Origin of the sequence: Pontibacter sp. MBLB2868, from assembly GCF_051904785.1 — a bacterium.
Classification (GTDB): domain Bacteria; phylum Bacteroidota; class Bacteroidia; order Cytophagales; family Hymenobacteraceae; genus Pontibacter.
Genome location: NZ_CP196710.1, coordinates 2,616,412 through 2,633,635 on the forward strand (window position 1 = coordinate 2,616,412; position 17,224 = coordinate 2,633,635).

Genomic DNA, 17,224 nt, shown 5'->3' on the forward strand with positions numbered 1-17,224 from the left:
TAGCCGTGCTGCTTATTTGGAGGAACGTAGCCGGCTCAGGGTATCGGGAAACATGCCCAGGAAGGAAGCAATATCTTTGATACTGGCCTTGTTGAAAAGGTGGGGCTGGTGGCGCATGAGCTTTTCATACCGGGCTTTTACAGGCAGGTGGGCACGGTCCTGGAAATGCCGCAACACCCGTAACTGGTAGCCTTCCGCCACTGCCCTTTCCAGGTGGCGGTACTCGGGGGAAAAAGAGAGTGTTGTTTTCAGGTCCCGCTGGGATACCAGCAGCAGGGTACAGTCTTCCAGTAACTGCAGGTAATACCTGGTGGGTACTTGCCGGCAGAAACTATCCAGCGCCCACATAATATCTCCTTTTTGCCAGAACCAGACAGTTATCTCTTCCCCCTTTTGCTCATGCAGGTAGTAGGCCCTGGCTGAACCGGACGCAAGAAACCAGGCGTATCCGGGCACCTGCCCTGGCTTTAGCAGGTGGTACTGCCGCGGAAAGACAAGTTCATGGCTTACTTCCCCCAGGCGCAACCGGAGCTGGGTTTCCACGGGATAAAAACCGCAAAGGGCCTGAAATAGTGCTTCCTCGTTTTCTGCCACTGTACGCATTTTTAAGTTTATTCGGGTAAAAGCAAAAGGGGCCTTTAAAAGGGCCCCTTTTGTATGGTAGGATAACTACTTCACTTCCCTGCTACATTGACATCACAGGAGTTGCACGTAGCTTTACCCGCTACATGTTCTTCTTATGCCCTTGCCAGATGAAAGAGGTCCCATTTGTAATGGTAATGGTTGTCAGGGTAGGATCGGTAGAGCGGCCGGTGATGGTACTCGCTTCCGTTTTGAAACGGAACAATGACCTGTTGTTGAGTTGCAGCTGTCTTCTGTTGTTTTTCATGCGTATGGTTTTTGATTAGCTTGAAACTACCGGGTATTGGCTCCAACCAGAAATTTTTTACATAAACAGCAGGATTCTGTAGATGTATAAAAAATATACTATCTTAGTTAACCGCAACCAGCCAGCACCTACCATGAAAACAAGCAAGTCCCTCAATAAAATTTTCCTGCATATTTTAGCCTGGTCAGCATTTATCTTTTATGAAATATCTGTAGTTTTCTTTACTTCTGGCCCTAAACAATCATTTTGGTGGACCTATGCCGGCTATTATACCCTCCATATTTTGCTTTTCTATGCCAATGCCCATCTCGTACTCTACTTTTCCTCCCGGAACAAGCACTTGTTGTTCCTGCTTACCCTCCTGGTACCTCTGGAACTGGCTTTTTATATTCAATTGCAATTCGGCCTGGAGAACCTGTACAACCTCTTCCGCCCAGCACCCCTGCCGGTTTCCCTCAATTATAAATTTATCATAGGATATACCTGGCGTGGTATCTACTTCATTGGCCTGAGCACGGCTTACTGGTTTGTCCTGCGCACCATTGAGAACACGAAAAAAATCGTTCATCTGAAAAAGCAGCAACTGGATGCAAAAGAGGAAAAGCTAGCGCTAGAAAAAAACCTCGTACAAACACAAAATGCTTACTTGCAGGCACAGATTAACCCCCACCTGCTGTTCAATACCCTCAATTTTATCTATAACAAGGTACAGGATGTGTCTCCGCCGGCATCAGAGGGGGTACTCCTGCTCTCGGAGGTAATGCGGCACGCTTTGGCCCCGGTTCATGCAGACGGCAAAACCGACCTGCACAGGGAAATTGAACATATAGAAAAATACATCGCACTCAACCAGATCCGGTTTGGTTATCCACTCTATTTTGACTGGCAGGTAAACAAGGACTTCCACATCGCACACCGTATCCCGCCCCTGGTGCTGCTTACATTCATTGAGAACATGTTCCACCACGGGGACCTGACGAATAGCTTACAACCTGCCAAAGCAACCCTGTATTGTGTAGGGGATACCCTGCACTTTCAGACTGCCAACAAAAAAAGAAGGTCCCGGCAAAAGCTCGGCCATGGGATTGGTGTACAGAATGCGCGCACCAGGCTCGACAGCTTTTACGGGCAAACCGCCTATACCCTGCAAATACAGGAAGATGACGGACATTATATGGTACAACTTAAACTGGAATTGGCATGATTAAATGTTTTGTAGTGGATGATGAGGCGCATGCCATTGAGGTATTACAGCGCTATATTGAGAAAACACCCGGTCTTGTATTGATAGGCACCGCGGAAAACCCCTTACTTGCCCTTGATGACATCACGGGCGGCAAACTTATACCGGAAATTGTTTTTGTGGATATTGACATGCCACAGCTCTCCGGCGTGGAACTGGCAGAGCTGATAAGCAAGTATACCAGGGTAGTTTTCACTACGGCTTATGCAAATTACGCCCTGCAGGCATTTGAGAAAAATGCGGTGGATTACCTGCTGAAGCCCATCACCTATGAAAGGTTCTTAAAATCGGTCAATAAGATACGGGAAAGTATTCATGCCAAAGCATGTATGCCGGCACAGCAGCGGGACCTTAGCTACATTTTCATCAAGAGTGAGACGAAAGGTAAAATGATCAAGGTAAACCTAGAGGAGGTCATCTACATAGAGGCACTTCAGAACTACATTAAAATCCATGTAGGCAAAAGTACCCATGTTACCTACCTGACCATGAAGGAAATAGAAGAGCATTTGCCACGCTGTAGCTTTGCGCGGGTGCACAAGTCCTTTATTGTCAGCCTTGATAAGGTGAAAGCAGTGGAAGGCAACCAGCTTGTCCTGCTGGATGACACCGTCGTCACCATCGGAATCAGTTACAGGGAGTCTGTGATGCAGAACATCCACGCCAGGTTGGTGAAAAGTAAACGCCTGCCTTAAGCCTTGCTTCGTGCTATAAGGGATTTATAGTGGCGCCACAGGCAATAGTAAGCCACCATCTCCTGTTTTCTGGGCTCATCCACGAAGAGTCGGTTCAGGTGCATGTGCATCAGATCGGCAGCAAACCGTGTCTTCCTTTCCGGGGGAAGCATAGCTGCCTTTTGTTCTATTTCCTGAAGCGTTGCCTGCATCCTGTGCCAAAGCTTTCTCAAAGCCAGTTTCTCTTTCGGCGCATCAGGCGGAAAAACGGGCAAAATGGACGTTCGGCTGACCACGCGGTACGTTGCACTCAGCTGCTCCCGTAACACTTTATCACCGTTAAACTCCAGGTAAAAGCGCTCATATAGGCCCGAAAAAAATGCTGCCTTTTCCGCTAAGTCAGCGGTAAAAATGCTGGTGGCTATAGCATCTATACCGGAAAAACCTACCTCATAATAGGCAAAGTCCGTCTCCTCATGGGAATGCTGTTTTATAGTGCCGGCAACCAGGGCGCTGCTGGCCGAGAAGAAAGCTTCAGTTGCTTCCATCAGCTCCGGCCCATACCTTTCAAGTTCTCTTTCATATACAGCTAACTGCACATCCCTGACCACTCCTTTTTCCAATTGCCTGGCAAGCTTCTGATGTAGCGTGTTCAGCGCGCTCCCTACATAAGCTGGCGAAACCGCAAGTCTTACCCGGATATGATATTCCGGGTCGCGGTAACGCACATAAAACCATTGTCGTACCGTTCCCTGCTTTTGCAAGCGGTTTACAACAGGCAGTATACTATCCGTTAGGATTTGGTTAGATCGCGAGGGATGGCAGTAGATTTTGAAGTACAGCCATTCATTTCCAGGTAACAGCTTCCGCTTAATTTTTTTTGTCCCTTGCCGCGCCTTCACAGGCAGCCTGCTAGCCGGGTACACTTCCTGTTCATGGTAAAGTGCCGCCATAAACTGGTGTATGAAAGGCTTTTGCTTTTCATCAGCCACGACAGCCGCTGACTCATCAACAAATGGAAATTCTTTGACCACCACCTGCGCTTTTTTCCGTATCTCCTGAATAAATGATACCAAATCGTCTTCCTGCTGCAGGTCGATGACCAGCTGGTGATCATGCTCTGTAAAGGCAATGTAGCGCGGCCAACCCTGCTCAGCGGCAAGTTGTCGCAACGCCTGCAGGGCTTGTTTCCCGCTTACCGCTAATACACTGGCAAACTGTTCTTTTTTCAGGTGCCAGGTCGCTAAATGCAGGATGGTTGATCTATACGCCACCCGGGGATAAAACCCCATCCCGGGGAAAAAGCTGTGTAAGTCCAGCGTGAAGTTGGCTTTCAGTCCCTGGTATTGCAGGTCGCACAGAAAGCGAAAAAAAGACAGGTCATTCCGGATATAATTAAAAGCAGAGCCCAGGCGGGGAATAATTTCTTTTTGCAGTTTCTGGGAGAAAAGAACCACCTGCCCTGCCTCCACCCTCACCCACAGATCTGATAGCGGGATTTGCCTCTCCAAGGGGAGCGTTGCCTGTACCAGGACGGGAATCTCAAATTCCCGGATAACGTTTCTCCGGTCTATGTTAGCTGTGTGCGCATCCGAGGTGTGGGCAATTTCCGCAAACAGCACATGGGGGTTGGCTTTCTGCTCCTGCGCTGCGAGGGCTTTGGCCATGTTGTCTATTTTTTCACTCACCGGCGTAAACCGGCCAAGCAAGGCTGTGGCGCTGGCCCCTCCTGCCTGTTCTATAAACACTTTGCCGCGATGCACGCGAAAGAGCACCGAGGTGGTGGGCGGCAGTTTACCGGTTTTGGTTTCCACAGGCAACCGCTCTACCTCCTGCTTATTTAGATGTATGGCTGCCATGGCGTGTGTACGGTTCTGCCATTTCTCCATCAACAAAGCGTGAGCCGGTGTCCATTTGATGGTCGGATGGTGCTCCCCTGCTACTGCCAGGTGCATTTCTTCAAGCAACTTTGGGCTGCTGTAACCTGAGGCAAGCGCTTCATACCCCACCCCTATCTCCGGATCCAACGCAACGAGTAAGGGTACTGCCCTGCCCTCAAACTTTTTACTGAAAGCATCGGCAAAGTGCTGCAGCCCCTGTGGCTGCTGCGTGGGTAATAGCCTGTTCAGGCATTCAAGCCCCTCTAAAAGGCAGGTTTGATAGGATATGTCAAGCCCCCCAGCAGCCTTCCCAAGATCCAAGTTTACATACAGCGGTGATTTTGCCTTTTTCAAATGACTGAATGACTGATACAGTCCCAGTATAGCGTTGCCGATGTTCTCTTTCCCAGCCACACCTGACACAGTATCTAGTTTTTCCAGCAGCTGTCGAACATGATTTACCCTTGGCGTATCCAGATGGAGTGACGCGCACAATCGCAAAAGCCTGCCCAGGTAATCCTCCCCTGTGATAGTAGGCTCCAGTGTGGACAGCAGCAGCTGCTGCGCTGTCAACTGCTCAAAAAAAGCACAGCCCTCCTCTTCATTCGCTGCTAGTGACTCTTTTATAAAATGCACAACAGCCTCTTTGCTCTTCCCAGACTGGCAAAATGTAAGAAGCGACTGAAGAAAGGTATTATAGCCTAAAGCGTCTACAAAAAAATTCCTTTTACCGCTGCCCGTGTCGTTCTCATACCTTACATAGCGGATTTCGTCCTTGACCCTATAGAAGGAAGTATTGCTCCGGTACATATGATAGGGTGCCAGCTCCTGCAGGAGCAGCTCATTGGCCAGCTTCATAACTTCTCCATAACCGAGCGAAACAACTGCTTTTAGCCCTTCTGTATGTACTACAGCCAGGGTATTGTTTCCACCGCCCCAAGTAGCTGTAGCTACCCCGGAAAATAGCCCAAAAGGCGTTGGCCTGAAGCACATCCTGTTGAGGTATTTCCGCAATGTAAAGAGCACCTCCGGGGATAGTGCGGCAACTTCAAAATTTTTCTTCGCAAGCTCCTGGTACAGGACAGCACTTGCCAGGCATATAGCCGCCTGAAAGTACGGATCTTTTAACAGGTGCTGTAAGTTTGCCTCATGGTAATTGTAAAATGGGGATGCGGGCATACGCAGCACAAGCTGCGGGTAAAATTGGTACATAAATCATATAAATTTATAACCAAATATATACCCATTGCATTATATCACCAAAATATAATCTGATTCTTATTTACAATATTGCTTTCCGCTCCTGGTAGTCAAGCAGGTACACCTGGTTTCTTTGGTAGTAACTGTCAGACGGAGAATAATGGATGTAGCCCCAGCGCTGCAACCTAGGTACTTGCTGAACCATCAGGAAGCATAAGCTTTACTTTAAAGTATGTTGTCATCGTACATAGGTAGTATGTAAAAAGCAGAAAATTTAATTGAGAAGAAGAATATCAAATGGAGTAAGTTGCCGTATCCTTTGATAATACTTTTCAGGCACTCCTTGCTACCTGTATTAAACTACACAAGCTGCAAGAAGCGCAAAACTATTTGCTAACGAAACCTTGGTAAAAGCGTGAACGTACCTCTTTTATACGTTAAGTATATCCTATTTTCGGGAAATAAGTAGATCACCTTTATAATAGGTAATACTTTTATTTCAATTCATAGAGGCTTTTAATTTTTTACTTTACCATGCTGCTTCTTTAAGCGCGTTTCGGTAAGTTGATAATACTCTCGCTTTTAGGCGTAGAATTTCTGGTGGTTTATTTGAATTTCCCCGGCAGAATGCCTGTTTAAAATGACTCAGACTGCCAACAGCAGGTTCTTGAGCCTGTTCTGCGAGTAGCTGCCAGCAGCACTTATGAGATGAAAACAGAATCAAATTACACCCACGTTGTTATGTTAGATTTAAAAAAATGTCCTCCCTTTTGATTTGTTGCATAAGCAAGGCATTGAATGTAACTTCAAGATTGTAATTTAATACATAGGCTAAAACTGATTGAGATGATTCTCTACCAAAGCAGCACTATCCTACTGGACTACACTCCTGCCACCGATATTTTAGAAGTGGTTTATCCAGATCTGCGTGCCGCTCAGCTTGATGAGGTGAAGCACAGCCTAATGCAACTGGTGGAGGCTATCCACAACTATGACGTGAAGAAGCTATTGCTTGACGGAAGCCGCTCTGCCATGGAGGTAACTGAGGAAGAAAGCCAGCAGATGGCAATGCAGCTTGCAGCTGAACTGGCAAAGACACGGCTGAAAAAGGTGGCTCGAATACGACCATCCGACTCCGAGCGGGAAATCTCATCCCAGGACCGCATCAACCAAATCAAGCATGCAGGGCTGCTCCCTTACGAGGTGAAGACATTTACCAGCAGAGCCGAGGCAAACGCTTGGCTGAAAAGCGATTTCCCTTTTTAACTCACAAGAACAGCCTAGTCCATGGCTTTTCTTTCCCCTAGCAGCAGGTTAAGATATTAGCTGTTATTAGTCTGAAACTTGTTTTAAAAGTCACTAGACCCTCTCAGTACCACAGATAAGCTAGCGGTGTCAGTTAAGCTGAAGCATAGGATAAAGTCAGGATTTTCCAAGCTTTGGTAGCAAATCAACTGTTGCCCTTCCTTCGGCAGTACGGCACCTGCCGCCTCTTTGAAACTTTTCTTGAAGTAATCCACAGACATAGACTTCACCGTTTCTTTAGCCTGGTACCTGATGTAACTATCTGTTAATAATGGTTGTAGTAGTGTGTCGAATTTTTCCATCTATACAAAGGTAATTAATGCTAACAAAATAGGCTGCTGCTTTTTACCACCTCTGCAAGGTGTTAGCATCCTTTGTAAACAGGCTGCATACCTACAGAGAACATACTTTTGATGACCTTATATTAAAGCAAAGGACAGCACCACAATTGGGGCTGCCCTTCGGTCATCTCATAGCTTTGGACCTGGTCGCTCTACTCTCCTTTTTATTTTACTCTGTAATAAAAGAAAAGTTAGCATATATAAGTTAGCCATTAGATTCTATTTGTAAACCGATCACTTGGGAAAGTGAATGGAAATTTCCGTCTTTGTTTAGAAGGGCTGAATGGCTAACTTATATATGCCCCTAGTACATACAACTAACTGGCGTTCATCCAATTTTGCGCGAAGCAAAACTCTGAGAGATGCAAGCGGCTGCTGGAAAACTCCACCACTAATACCCTTTATCTGCATCCAAATGGAAAGCTTACACAAGCTATGGGAACAACTGTTACAGAAGTGCGCTTGGACCCATTGAGGGTAAGCGTGATGAAGGCACCAGGTACCCAGATGGCTCAATGATATGAAAGGAGGTCGCCATAAACATTTTCCAGATGCTCCTCCGGAGCAGCAGGCAACTGAAGGTAATAATTAAGGAACCAGTGCTTTTGTAGCAATTCTTATAATTAATTGTTAGTAGCCGGTGTGATGCATTTAGAAGGCATTTCGTTATGGCTGCCATCACCTGGAATGGCAGTGAAGGAGTAGCCTCCAGCAACACTGGGAATAATGCTGTATTCGATGTCATGTTATAACAATAAACAATGTGCCCCACTCACATAGACGCCTCATCTTACCAAGCACCCGGTGTATCAGGAAGTTATTCCTGGCTTCACCTCGCACTAAGAACTTTATGTCCACCCCATTCAAAAAGATTGTGCCTAAATGATGCTAAAATTTAAATTTAATGATGAGATTTAGATGCAATTTAAAATGTACAGTCCGTGTTCTGCAAGCAAGTTAACCGTATAGTATTAATCATGCGCCTATGAAAGCAGACCACATGCATGGATCCTTGTTTGTGCTGCTGAAGCGCTTTGTTAAAAGGACTTACGGTTACGGCACGTGGGTGAAACTTATTGAAAATGCTGGTGTGGAGCACGGTTTTTTCCAAATGCAGGAATTGTATCCTTCGCATGAGATCTTCGCCATCATGGGTTGTTTGGCTGAAATGACGAACCGACCGCTCTCTGATGTTATGGAACAGTACGGGGAGTTTATCATTCCAGACCTGATGCTGATGTACAATAAGTATGTTAACCCTGAGTGGCGAACCTATCAGATGCTGCTTCACGCGGAAGAAGCCATGCACGGTGCGGTCAGAAGAGCGGACCGTAGCGCCAACCCTCCGAGGCTATTGGTTATCAAAAAAGGAGCCAACGAACTAATCATTGACTACCATTCCGAACGCAGGATGGCAAGCGTTGCAGTCGGCATCATCAGAGGCATTGCCAGGTACTTCGATGAAAGCGACACGGTGGATATCATGCACCTCACTCCTGTAGATGCGGAACGGGTACAGATCAAGGTAGAGTTCCATAATTAGGTTAATGACCTGCATTGAGGGTGTAACCCAAGCTGGTTGCTGCAAAAAAATTAAAGCAGCCACGCTCGAAGTTGCATGGTGGTATAATGAATTAGGCCTGTCGAATCCTCAGTATAGATCGAGTATGTTTCGCGTCCCAATTGAATTTGACCGTATAAGCAAAAATGAAAGATGCATTACTTCCAGACTCAGTCAAAATCTCCTTACTGGATGCCGATTACCTGCTGGTAGAACTCGATTTAACCCAAGGAGACATTAAATTAAGCTGGCTGCGGCCGGTGATTGGCAGCGAAATCGAGCATGGGCTTGGAATAGCTGTAAGCATGGCGCTAGAACTTAAACACGAACTCAAGAAGACACATTCCCTGCTCTGCAAACAAGGGAGATAAAACTCAGCTATACGGGATCCTCTTCAGCTTACAAGGCTTTTGCTTCCCCACACTTCCCTTAGCCTTTGTTTCCTACCGAATCGCTTCTAACTTCGCTTAACCGCCAGAATAAATGGTCTCACCCTTAAAACATTTATGTTTACCCTCGTATAAACAATTAGTGCTTATATGAATTTCAAATAGCAACCATTTGCCTATTCAATCTTCCAACTCCGAAAAAGACCTGGTGGACCGCCTGCAGTCAGGCGATCAAGCAGCGGTTTACATAGTGTATGACAAGTACTCCTCTGTCCTATACGGGGTTATACTGCGAATTGTCAAATGCGAAAAACGTGCCGAAGACGTGCTGCAGGATTGCTTTGAAAAGTTTTGGAAATCTGTCGGCAGTTACGATCTGTCGAAAACAAGCTTGTACACTTGGCTACTAAGCATTGCACGAAATGCGGCCCTTGATGCTTTACGCTACAATCTCAGTAGAAAAAACAGGAACTCCTTCAAAATTAACAGCTACAAGCCAGATTGTCCTGATGCCACCTCTACACAATTTAACACCAACCACCCTGGGGTAAAACAACTTACCCACCTGCTTAGCCCCATGCAAAAAGAGATTATCGATTTGCTTTACTTTGAAGGCTTCACGCATGCGGAAGCAGCAGAGAAATTATATATCTCACTTGGGACATTGAAGAACGAATCAAAAAATGCCTTCGCAAAACTCAAAAGGCATTTCGCATCTCATAATTGATTTTAAAATTTTGCTATCTTTATAGGCAATTACCAGAAAAAAATACCAAATGCAGGGGGGTAGCATTTTATATAAATCTGACAATACAACTATGCCATTTACCCCAAAGGGCGAGCAGTTCACCATCGAAGAACTTCAACTGGCCGTTGGCGGTGAATTTTATTTTATTGCCACAGCTCTCAACGACCAGGTATTTGTTGTAAATAGCAAGAACAACAGCGAGGTTCTCAACTACAACATAAACGCCAATTACATGTACCGCAGAAGCGTCAGCGATAACAAAGTTCTCAAAGGCAACGTGCTGCTGTGCAATTGTTCCTTACTGCAGGAAGCCCATTTAAAGCAGTTTACGGATATAACACAATACTTCGATTGCCCACATTCTGCCCAAGCGTTGCGCTTTTTTACAGTTTTGTTACCCTGGGTTTACTTTTTTCCTACCTTAAATGCTAACGTGCTAGTCTTCAAGTTAAACATATCATTTGTATTGTATCAGCGAAAATTACAAAGGGGTTAACTTGAATCTGTGATAAAGTTTGAAAGTATAGATAAATATTTTCATGCTCCACGTGTATATTGTAATAAGCTGGAAAATAAGCTATTACTAAACGAAGTTAATATTTTAGAAGCCTTCCCCTCAATCGCACTTTTCCAGGCACAGCAGGCAAGGCCAGTGCCCGGATAAAAGCCCTTATCAGCAAAACCAGGAGCAGGTGCAACGGGAGCAACTCGTAAAGCAAGGCCTTCCGAAGACCGCACCTGACCACAGGCATGTTATAGTAAGCACAAAAAACCTGTGAGCCGTTGCCCACAGGTTTTAATAGTTGAATGTTTAACTTATCAGAATAAATGCAGGAGGGGTGCTACCTTATAAATAAATTACTTATTGAAGGCTTTCTTAAGTTCCTCTACTGCCATACTTTGGGCCTCTCTGGCTTGCGGAAGCACAGCAGCCATGCCGAAAAACTCATGCGTAACGCCATCATACACTTTCGTTCTTACCGGAATACCTGCCTTCTGGAGCATATCGGCATACATCTGCCCCTCTGTCTGCAATGGATCGATCTGTGCGTTAATGACTGTGGCAGGGGGCAGGTTTTTCAGGTTTTTGGCCTTTACCAATGAGATAAGCGGACTATCGGCATCCTTCGGACTGTTCAGGTATTTCTCGAAAAACCATTTCATGAACGGCTTGTTCAACGGGTGGGCCTCGGCATACTTGTTATAGGATTCTGTGTTAAAATCATACCCAGCAATCGGGTACACTAACAACTGGTGTATCGGAAGCTTCACGTTATTGTCACGGGCCATCATGCTTACCGCGGCTGCCAGGTTTCCACCGGCACTCTCACCCGCCACAGCAATTTTATCGGGGTTGATCTGAAGCGACTGTGCATTGTTGAGCACCCACTTATAAGCCGCAAAAGAGTCGTTATGGGCAGTGGGGAACTTATACTCTGGCGCCTGGCGGTAACCCACTGATACAACCACAGCCCCGGTTTTATCGGCAAGTGCACGGGCCGACGCATCGTAAGCATCAATACTGGCAATTACCCAGCCACCCCCGTGGTAATACACAATGCCTGAATACGGGGCACTTCCGCCTTGAGGGGTATAAACACGCACATGTATATTGCCGCCTTCCACGGGTACCGTGCGCCCGGTGGTATCTACTTTAGCGGGTGCCACCTCTATGTTGTTATCCATCATCACATTCTTCACCGCATCAGCCGGTGTTGCCGCTTGGCGTGCCTGCTGTGCTGACCTTTCAAATAAAGGAGGGCCAGTGATCAGACTATCCAGTTCTTCGATCACCACCTGCATTGGATCTGTGATGGTTGGACCCCACGCTGGCGCCGGCCCTTTTGGCTCCAGGTTCTCCCCGTTATTCATCGCACCGTTTTGCATGCCATCCATATCAGCATTTGCAACCTGCTCTGTTGTTTCTGTTTCTGTTGCCTGGTCCTCGTTAGTTTGTGAGCAGCTTACGGTGAACAACACCACGAAAGCCAGGAAGAACATCGGTAGGCCTGAGTTTTGGCTTATACGTTCTCTCATGGCTTTATATTGCTGTCGATAAGAAGCAAGGTGTTTGATTAGATTAGTTTGTTTCATTGTTTTATTGTTAAGTTCTAAATAATAAACATCTCATACGGAAGGTTTAGAACCTTAGGTTTACGCGTATCATAAATGTTGCTTTAGTGGCAAAAAAACAGCCATTCGTATTTAAATACGAGTGGCTGGCATAGAAACAGATGATGTTTAGTTCTGGCTTAGAGCTGTTTCGGGTAATACTCCTTATTGCTTCGTCACTTTCCAGATTGAACCAGTGCCCGGCTGGTACGCATAAGGGGGTTTTTTGCTCATGTCAATCGTTACCACACCGTAGTCTACCACATACAGTGCACCATCGGGACCGAACCGCACCCCAAAAGGGCGTTCAATACCGGCTTCCTTGCTACCTTGCGCTGATGCCGGTCCGGGCTGCATGTTGCTTAGGAAAGGTTGCATATTTCCGGTGGACGGGTCAATCATCACAACGCGGCTTCCGGCAGGAGCTTTCCCTCGCAAGGGATTTGTTGGAGGAGCCAGATCGCCCCATTCGGCTACAAAGAGCATTCCCGCCAAATCACCCCATGAGGACGGCGCCACATCGATCATACTTGGTGATGAATTAACCTCATGTCTTCCTACAACTACCGAAGGGTCAGGAGGGGTTAATCCGCTTGCCTGATGGTCTATTACAAAACCCAGGTTTTTGCCTTGCGGCTGTCCGTTTAAAACAACCATGGCCTGCAGGCTGTCCGGCACCTCAAATGTGGCATCTGTCAAGGGCTTGCGACTGGCAGAGAAGTCCGGGATACCGTACCACATCCCTTTGCGAATACGCAAGGTGGCATCTATCTCCCCTTTCACCGGTCGGGCACCACGCACATCGTAACCATTCTCAGCGCCATACATTTCACCTGTGCTGCTCCAGGCTAACCCGATTAAATTCCGAAAGCCCCATGCATACGTTTCCATGGTACCCAGCGCATTGGCAGGGTCGAAAGCCAGTATAGAGCCGCCGCACAATTGCACACCCTTTATTACCTGGCCGGGCATGGAAGGGGTACCATACGGCAGGTAGGCCCCGGTTAAAACCGTATCGCCCGGGTTGCTTGATCTAAAATCAGGTGTCTTAAAGTTTTTCCCTAACAAAACTATGTCCTGACACGGCGTAGTGTGCACATTCGGGCTTCGCATGATCCAGGGGGCAACCGATTTGTCTACCACACCGGCATTTCCTGCCGGGCCAACCGCCACATACATTCTGCCGTCCGGACCAACCCGTATATCATTTATCTGGTGTTCGGCCTGGCTGTCTATGATGCCTTTAAAGATAGTTTCCACCTGGCCATCCATCGTCACCCGCGAAACAGCGCCGGTAAGGTCGTCGGCACGGTGTGTGATATAGAATGCCCCGTTATACCAGGCAAGGCCTACCACAGCAGGGTTTATTCCTTTACTGGCCAGGTCTACCACTTCGGTGGCCTTTCCGTTTTCAATTTTCATGATGCGGATGGGTGCTAGTTTTTCAGGCTCCAGCCCTCCCCCCGCTTCTACTACATACATATTCCCCTGATCGTCCCAGGTCATGCTGGTAGGTAACTGAAGGCCTCCAACTACTTTCTCCACCTTAAAGCCATCCGGTGTCTGGATATCCGGGAAATCATTGCTACCCTTATTGTCATCATTGCAACTCAGTAGTATACTGAGCGGTAGAAGCAACCCCAGCGAAAACGTTAAACGCTTTAGAGCGTGTATTTTAAGATTTTTTACTTTCATAATGCTTTATTTTTAACCGCTAATTACATGGTGTGCCATTAATACCTGGCAATTCTTACTGACATGCACACTGCCTGTCGTGTTTGAGGTGCCTGTACAATTTTACGGCCTCACAACCTGTGAGTTAGCTGTACATACACTGATATTGAGTTTACAGCCAGGTTACTCTCTGCCAAAATCATCCATTTTGCAGCGCACACAGCTACCCGGTAGTTTTTGGACGTGATCGGACTGAAACCGGAAAGTTTCGGGTTTGTCGTGATGCTGACAAATTTGAAGATAATTTTTTAAGGTAACGATGCCACGTGAATGCATTTTCCGGCTTTATCAGGCGGGCAGAAAGGAACAGATAAATATCTGCTGAGACTTCTTCCTGAATTTAGGGCTTACTTTATACTTTATATAACGGCAGTTTGTCTAAAAACCTCTGCCCGTTTCTTGGTTAAAGATAGTGATTTGTAGATATATTGCACTAGAGGAAGGGATTTTTATACGTTGGCTGTAGCCCCGCCAGCAGGCCCCAAACATGGCTTTTAGGGTCCACAACACGCTTAAAGAGGCGGCATAGTAAGCCAGCAGCCGCTCCAAGCCGACGATATTAAAGATGCGGCGCAGGTTGTAGGCCATCAGCATCAGGCCCACGTCAGCCGAGGCGCGTTCCATTCCCTGCTTGGTGAGCACGTAGCTGTAGCCCCACTGCCGCTTGAGCGTGCCGAAGGGGTGCTCCACGATAGCCTGCCGGCGCTTGTAAAGATCAGGCTGTGCGGCGATGTTCCGCCGGTTTTGCTCAAAGACCGGCGTGTAGGTGTTGCGCTCGATGAGCTTGCCGTTCCTGGCTGTCGTGCAGTGGTGACGCACCGCGCACGTCTTGCAGGCCTTGGTGCGGTACTGGTGGAAGCTGGTCGGGTGAGCCCGGCTCAGGTGCTTGGTGTAGACGTGCCCGTTGGTGGTGAGCGTGTGGCCTTCGGGGCAGGTATAGGTATCGCTTGTGTGGTCATAGGCGAAGTGCTCTACGTTATAGGCTGGGTCCGGCGCGTTGGATGCGGGCGCAGGCACGGCCACCAGTGCCGTGATGCCCAGCCCCTGGGCGGTCTCCAGCTCCGAGCCAGCATAGTAGCCCTTGTCAAAGAGGGCCGTGAAAGAGTGGTTGCGCACGATGCTCTTGGCCCGCCGAAGCATGCCTCCCATCGCCAGGCGATCGTTGTGGTTGGTGACGCGGTAGTCGAGCAAAAGGCAATGCCGGGCGTCTACCGTGGCCTGCACGTTGTAGGCCACTTCGGTGATGGTGTTTCTAATAATCAGCTGCCGGCTCTCGGCATCGGAAGTGGAGACCTGGTCCTCACCCGAGTCCTCCAGGTAGCGCAAAAGTCTCAGGTAGTGCTCGCGCCGCAGCGCGTGGCGGGCCATGGCGTCCAAAAGCGGCTCCACCTGGTTTGTCTGCGCCAGCGCCTGCTGTAAGTCCGAAAGCCTCTCTTCGATGTAAGTGAGGTGGCGGGCAATCTTGCCCCGGTTGTAGTTGTTCTTCTTGGAGTTCTGTGCCCGCAGCTTGGTGCTATCGCCGGCCAACAGCTCGCCGCCGATCAGGTCAAAGTGCTGCGCCATTTTCACGGTGGCCCGGAAGACACGGGTGATGGCCTTTGAGTTGTTCTTGCGGAAATTGGCGATGGTGTTGTGGTCAGGAGCCAGCTGGCCCAAGAGCCACATCACCTCCAGGTTGCGGCCGCACTCCCGCTCCAGGCAGCGTGAGGAGCGGATGCGGTTCAGGTATCCGTAGACCAGCAGCTTGAGGAGTATGGACGGGTGGTAAGCAGGTCGCCCGTTCTCGGGGAAGTCGGTGCGGAAGCCCAGCTTCTCCAAAGGCAGGGAATCGACGAAGGCGTCGATGAAGCGGACCTCGTTGTCCGGGGAGATCAGCTCCTGCAGGCTGGCCCCGCCACCGGGAGGCTCGTCCCGGCTATAGGCTTGCTTGAATTTCATAGCGCAAGTGGATAAGTGTCTTATCACTTAGCCACTTAGCTTGATAAAAGTTGCAGAAAGTAAGATGTTATTAGACAGTCTGACGGCTTGCATCAAACCATTTGTGTGGCTGGTAAAGGCAAAAACTATAGGCTGCTCAGGCTTTTGATATAGATTCGATGTCGGTCATAAAGAATTATTCCGGCCTTTTCCAGGTTTTTGAGAACAGAGGAAACAGTTTGGCGGCTGGTTGCGGTAAGCTTTCCTATCTCTTCATGGGTAATATGCATATGTATGGCCGCCTCGTTAGGGTTATTGGCCACCTGATGGCCATATTCCTTTGCCAACTCCTTTAGAAAGTCCATGATGCGCTCCTCAGCCGTTTTGAAAATAAGGCTTTCCAGGCGCCTCTGTACCTTTTCAAGGCGCTCGCCAATAGTTTTGCTAATCTGCAGAATCAACCTGGGGTTCTTAGCCATAAGCCTGGTAAAATCGCAGGCATTAAACTTACAGACCAAGGAGTCTTCTGCTGCAACCGCCACCTCGGTGCGGCTAGCCTGCCCAACCACGGCTAGTTCGCCAAATATCTCACCTGGCCCTAAAATGGCAAGAATCACCTCTTTGCCGGTTGCAAACTTCTGTGTAATTTTAACTCTACCCTCTTTAATTAAATAAAAACAGTTCGAGGTATCGCCCGAGAAGTATATAACCTCCTCTTTGTTGGTCTTTTGCATTAAAGCAAGTTTGCCCAGCTGTTGTCTATCCTCTGTGGTTAACACGCTAAAAATATTAAAATTCTCAAGGTACCACTGCTTCGTTTTTTCATGCTCTCCTGTTGAAAGTGACATAGAAGGTTATTGGTTAGGGTTTACAGATTTTCACTTCGTTGGTCCAGCTGTTAAAGAAAGTCTGGCCCAAAATCAAAACAGCAATTGTCAATACTAGTCCATACGCAACCATTTTAGCCAGAAACTGCTACATTCTAAAGTTTACTTTGCCCAAAAGGGGCAATAAGTTCTTCTACAAATTTAAATATTGGCATGTTAAAACTTTAAATATTCAAATTTTGCCCGTCTGATGTACGATAACACAGGGTAATTGGATACGCTGATTTATATTCCCAAAACTGTTAATTTTTTTTAAATAACTTTTAATATAAGAACTATCGTAAGACGATTAGTAACAAGCATATTAGTAAATATGACCATAAAATTTAACTCTCTATGATTAA

General features: G+C 47.4%; 16 protein-coding genes. 7 read left to right on the forward strand and 9 right to left on the reverse strand.

Annotated features, from left to right (window positions below):
* Positions 1-12 precede the first annotated feature (12 nt).
* Both ACSX1A_RS11075 and ACSX1A_RS11080 read right to left on the reverse strand, forming a co-directional pair.
* Positions 13-603 (reverse strand): Crp/Fnr family transcriptional regulator, encoded by a 591-nt coding sequence (locus tag ACSX1A_RS11075; protein WP_439879718.1) that lies wholly within the window; start codon positions 601-603, stop codon positions 13-15.
* Between the two features lie 121 nt (positions 604-724).
* Positions 725-889 (reverse strand): hypothetical protein, encoded by a 165-nt coding sequence (locus ACSX1A_RS11080; RefSeq protein ID WP_439879719.1) that lies wholly within the window; start codon positions 887-889, stop codon positions 725-727.
* A 133-nt stretch (positions 890-1,022) separates the two neighbouring features.
* On the opposite strand from ACSX1A_RS11080, the gene ACSX1A_RS11085 reads away from it, so the two are divergent.
* Positions 1,023-2,093, forward strand: coding sequence for a sensor histidine kinase (locus ACSX1A_RS11085; protein ID WP_439879720.1), 1,071 nt, complete (start codon positions 1,023-1,025; stop codon positions 2,091-2,093).
* Positions 2,090-2,827 carry a LytR/AlgR family response regulator transcription factor gene (locus ACSX1A_RS11090; RefSeq protein WP_439879721.1) on the forward strand — a complete coding sequence of 246 codons (738 nt, stop codon included), beginning with the start codon at positions 2,090-2,092 and terminating at the stop codon, positions 2,825-2,827. The genes ACSX1A_RS11085 and ACSX1A_RS11090 overlap by 4 nt, the downstream gene beginning before the upstream one ends.
* Here ACSX1A_RS11090 and ACSX1A_RS11095 read toward each other — a convergent pair.
* Together ACSX1A_RS11095 and ACSX1A_RS11100 are read right to left on the reverse strand one after the other, a co-directional pair.
* Positions 2,824-5,898 carry a lantibiotic dehydratase gene (locus ACSX1A_RS11095; protein WP_439879722.1) on the reverse strand — a complete coding sequence of 1,025 codons (3,075 nt, stop codon included), beginning with the start codon at positions 5,896-5,898 and terminating at the stop codon, positions 2,824-2,826. The genes ACSX1A_RS11090 and ACSX1A_RS11095 overlap by 4 nt on opposite strands.
* A 70-nt stretch (positions 5,899-5,968) precedes the next feature.
* Complete coding sequence (locus ACSX1A_RS11100; protein WP_439879723.1) at positions 5,969-6,091, reverse strand: hypothetical protein; 123 nt, start codon at positions 6,089-6,091, stop codon at positions 5,969-5,971.
* Between the two features lie 641 nt (positions 6,092-6,732).
* Here ACSX1A_RS11100 and ACSX1A_RS11105 point away from each other — a divergent pair.
* The gene (locus ACSX1A_RS11105) at positions 6,733-7,152 is read left to right on the forward strand and encodes a hypothetical protein (RefSeq protein WP_439879724.1); all 420 of its coding nucleotides are present in this window, start codon (positions 6,733-6,735) and stop codon (positions 7,150-7,152) included.
* An 83-nt stretch (positions 7,153-7,235) separates the two neighbouring features.
* On the opposite strand, the gene ACSX1A_RS11110 is transcribed toward ACSX1A_RS11105, so the two are convergent.
* Positions 7,236-7,493: a hypothetical protein gene (locus ACSX1A_RS11110; RefSeq protein WP_439879725.1), complete on the reverse strand. Its 258-nt coding sequence runs from the start codon at positions 7,491-7,493 to the stop codon at positions 7,236-7,238.
* 1,024 nt (positions 7,494-8,517) lie between these two features.
* Between ACSX1A_RS11110 and ACSX1A_RS11115 the strand changes: the two genes are divergently transcribed.
* The 4 genes from ACSX1A_RS11115 to ACSX1A_RS11130 all read left to right on the forward strand — a co-directional run bounded on the left by ACSX1A_RS11115 (position 8,518) and on the right by ACSX1A_RS11130 (position 10,726).
* Positions 8,518-9,075, forward strand: a complete 558-nt coding sequence (locus ACSX1A_RS11115; protein WP_439879726.1) for a heme NO-binding domain-containing protein — start codon at positions 8,518-8,520, stop codon at positions 9,073-9,075.
* A gap of 164 nt (positions 9,076-9,239) precedes the next feature.
* Positions 9,240-9,464 carry a hypothetical protein gene (locus ACSX1A_RS11120; RefSeq protein WP_439879727.1) on the forward strand — a complete coding sequence of 75 codons (225 nt, stop codon included), beginning with the start codon at positions 9,240-9,242 and terminating at the stop codon, positions 9,462-9,464.
* A 190-nt stretch (positions 9,465-9,654) separates the two neighbouring features.
* On the forward strand, positions 9,655-10,209 hold the full coding sequence (locus tag ACSX1A_RS11125; protein WP_439879728.1) for an RNA polymerase sigma factor: 555 nt from the start codon (positions 9,655-9,657) through the stop codon (positions 10,207-10,209).
* A 91-nt stretch (positions 10,210-10,300) separates the two neighbouring features.
* Positions 10,301-10,726 (forward strand): hypothetical protein, encoded by a 426-nt coding sequence (locus ACSX1A_RS11130; protein WP_439879729.1) that lies wholly within the window; start codon positions 10,301-10,303, stop codon positions 10,724-10,726.
* A 362-nt stretch (positions 10,727-11,088) separates the two neighbouring features.
* Here the strand turns inward: ACSX1A_RS11130 and ACSX1A_RS11135 are convergent, their stop codons facing one another.
* The 4 genes from ACSX1A_RS11135 to ACSX1A_RS11150 form a co-directional block, all read right to left on the reverse strand.
* Positions 11,089-12,267 (reverse strand): alpha/beta hydrolase, encoded by a 1,179-nt coding sequence (locus tag ACSX1A_RS11135; protein WP_439879730.1) that lies wholly within the window; start codon positions 12,265-12,267, stop codon positions 11,089-11,091.
* A 240-nt stretch (positions 12,268-12,507) separates the two neighbouring features.
* Positions 12,508-14,037 (reverse strand): PQQ-dependent sugar dehydrogenase, encoded by a 1,530-nt coding sequence (locus tag ACSX1A_RS11140; protein WP_439879731.1) that lies wholly within the window; start codon positions 14,035-14,037, stop codon positions 12,508-12,510.
* A gap of 417 nt (positions 14,038-14,454) precedes the next feature.
* On the reverse strand, positions 14,455-16,014 hold the full coding sequence (locus ACSX1A_RS11145) for an IS1182 family transposase (RefSeq protein WP_439879732.1): 1,560 nt from the start codon (positions 16,012-16,014) through the stop codon (positions 14,455-14,457).
* A 125-nt stretch (positions 16,015-16,139) separates the two neighbouring features.
* A complete protein-coding gene (locus tag ACSX1A_RS11150; RefSeq protein ID WP_439879733.1) occupies positions 16,140-16,841 on the reverse strand; it encodes a Crp/Fnr family transcriptional regulator in 702 nt (233 codons plus the stop codon).
* Positions 16,842-17,224: the final 383 nt, after the last annotated feature.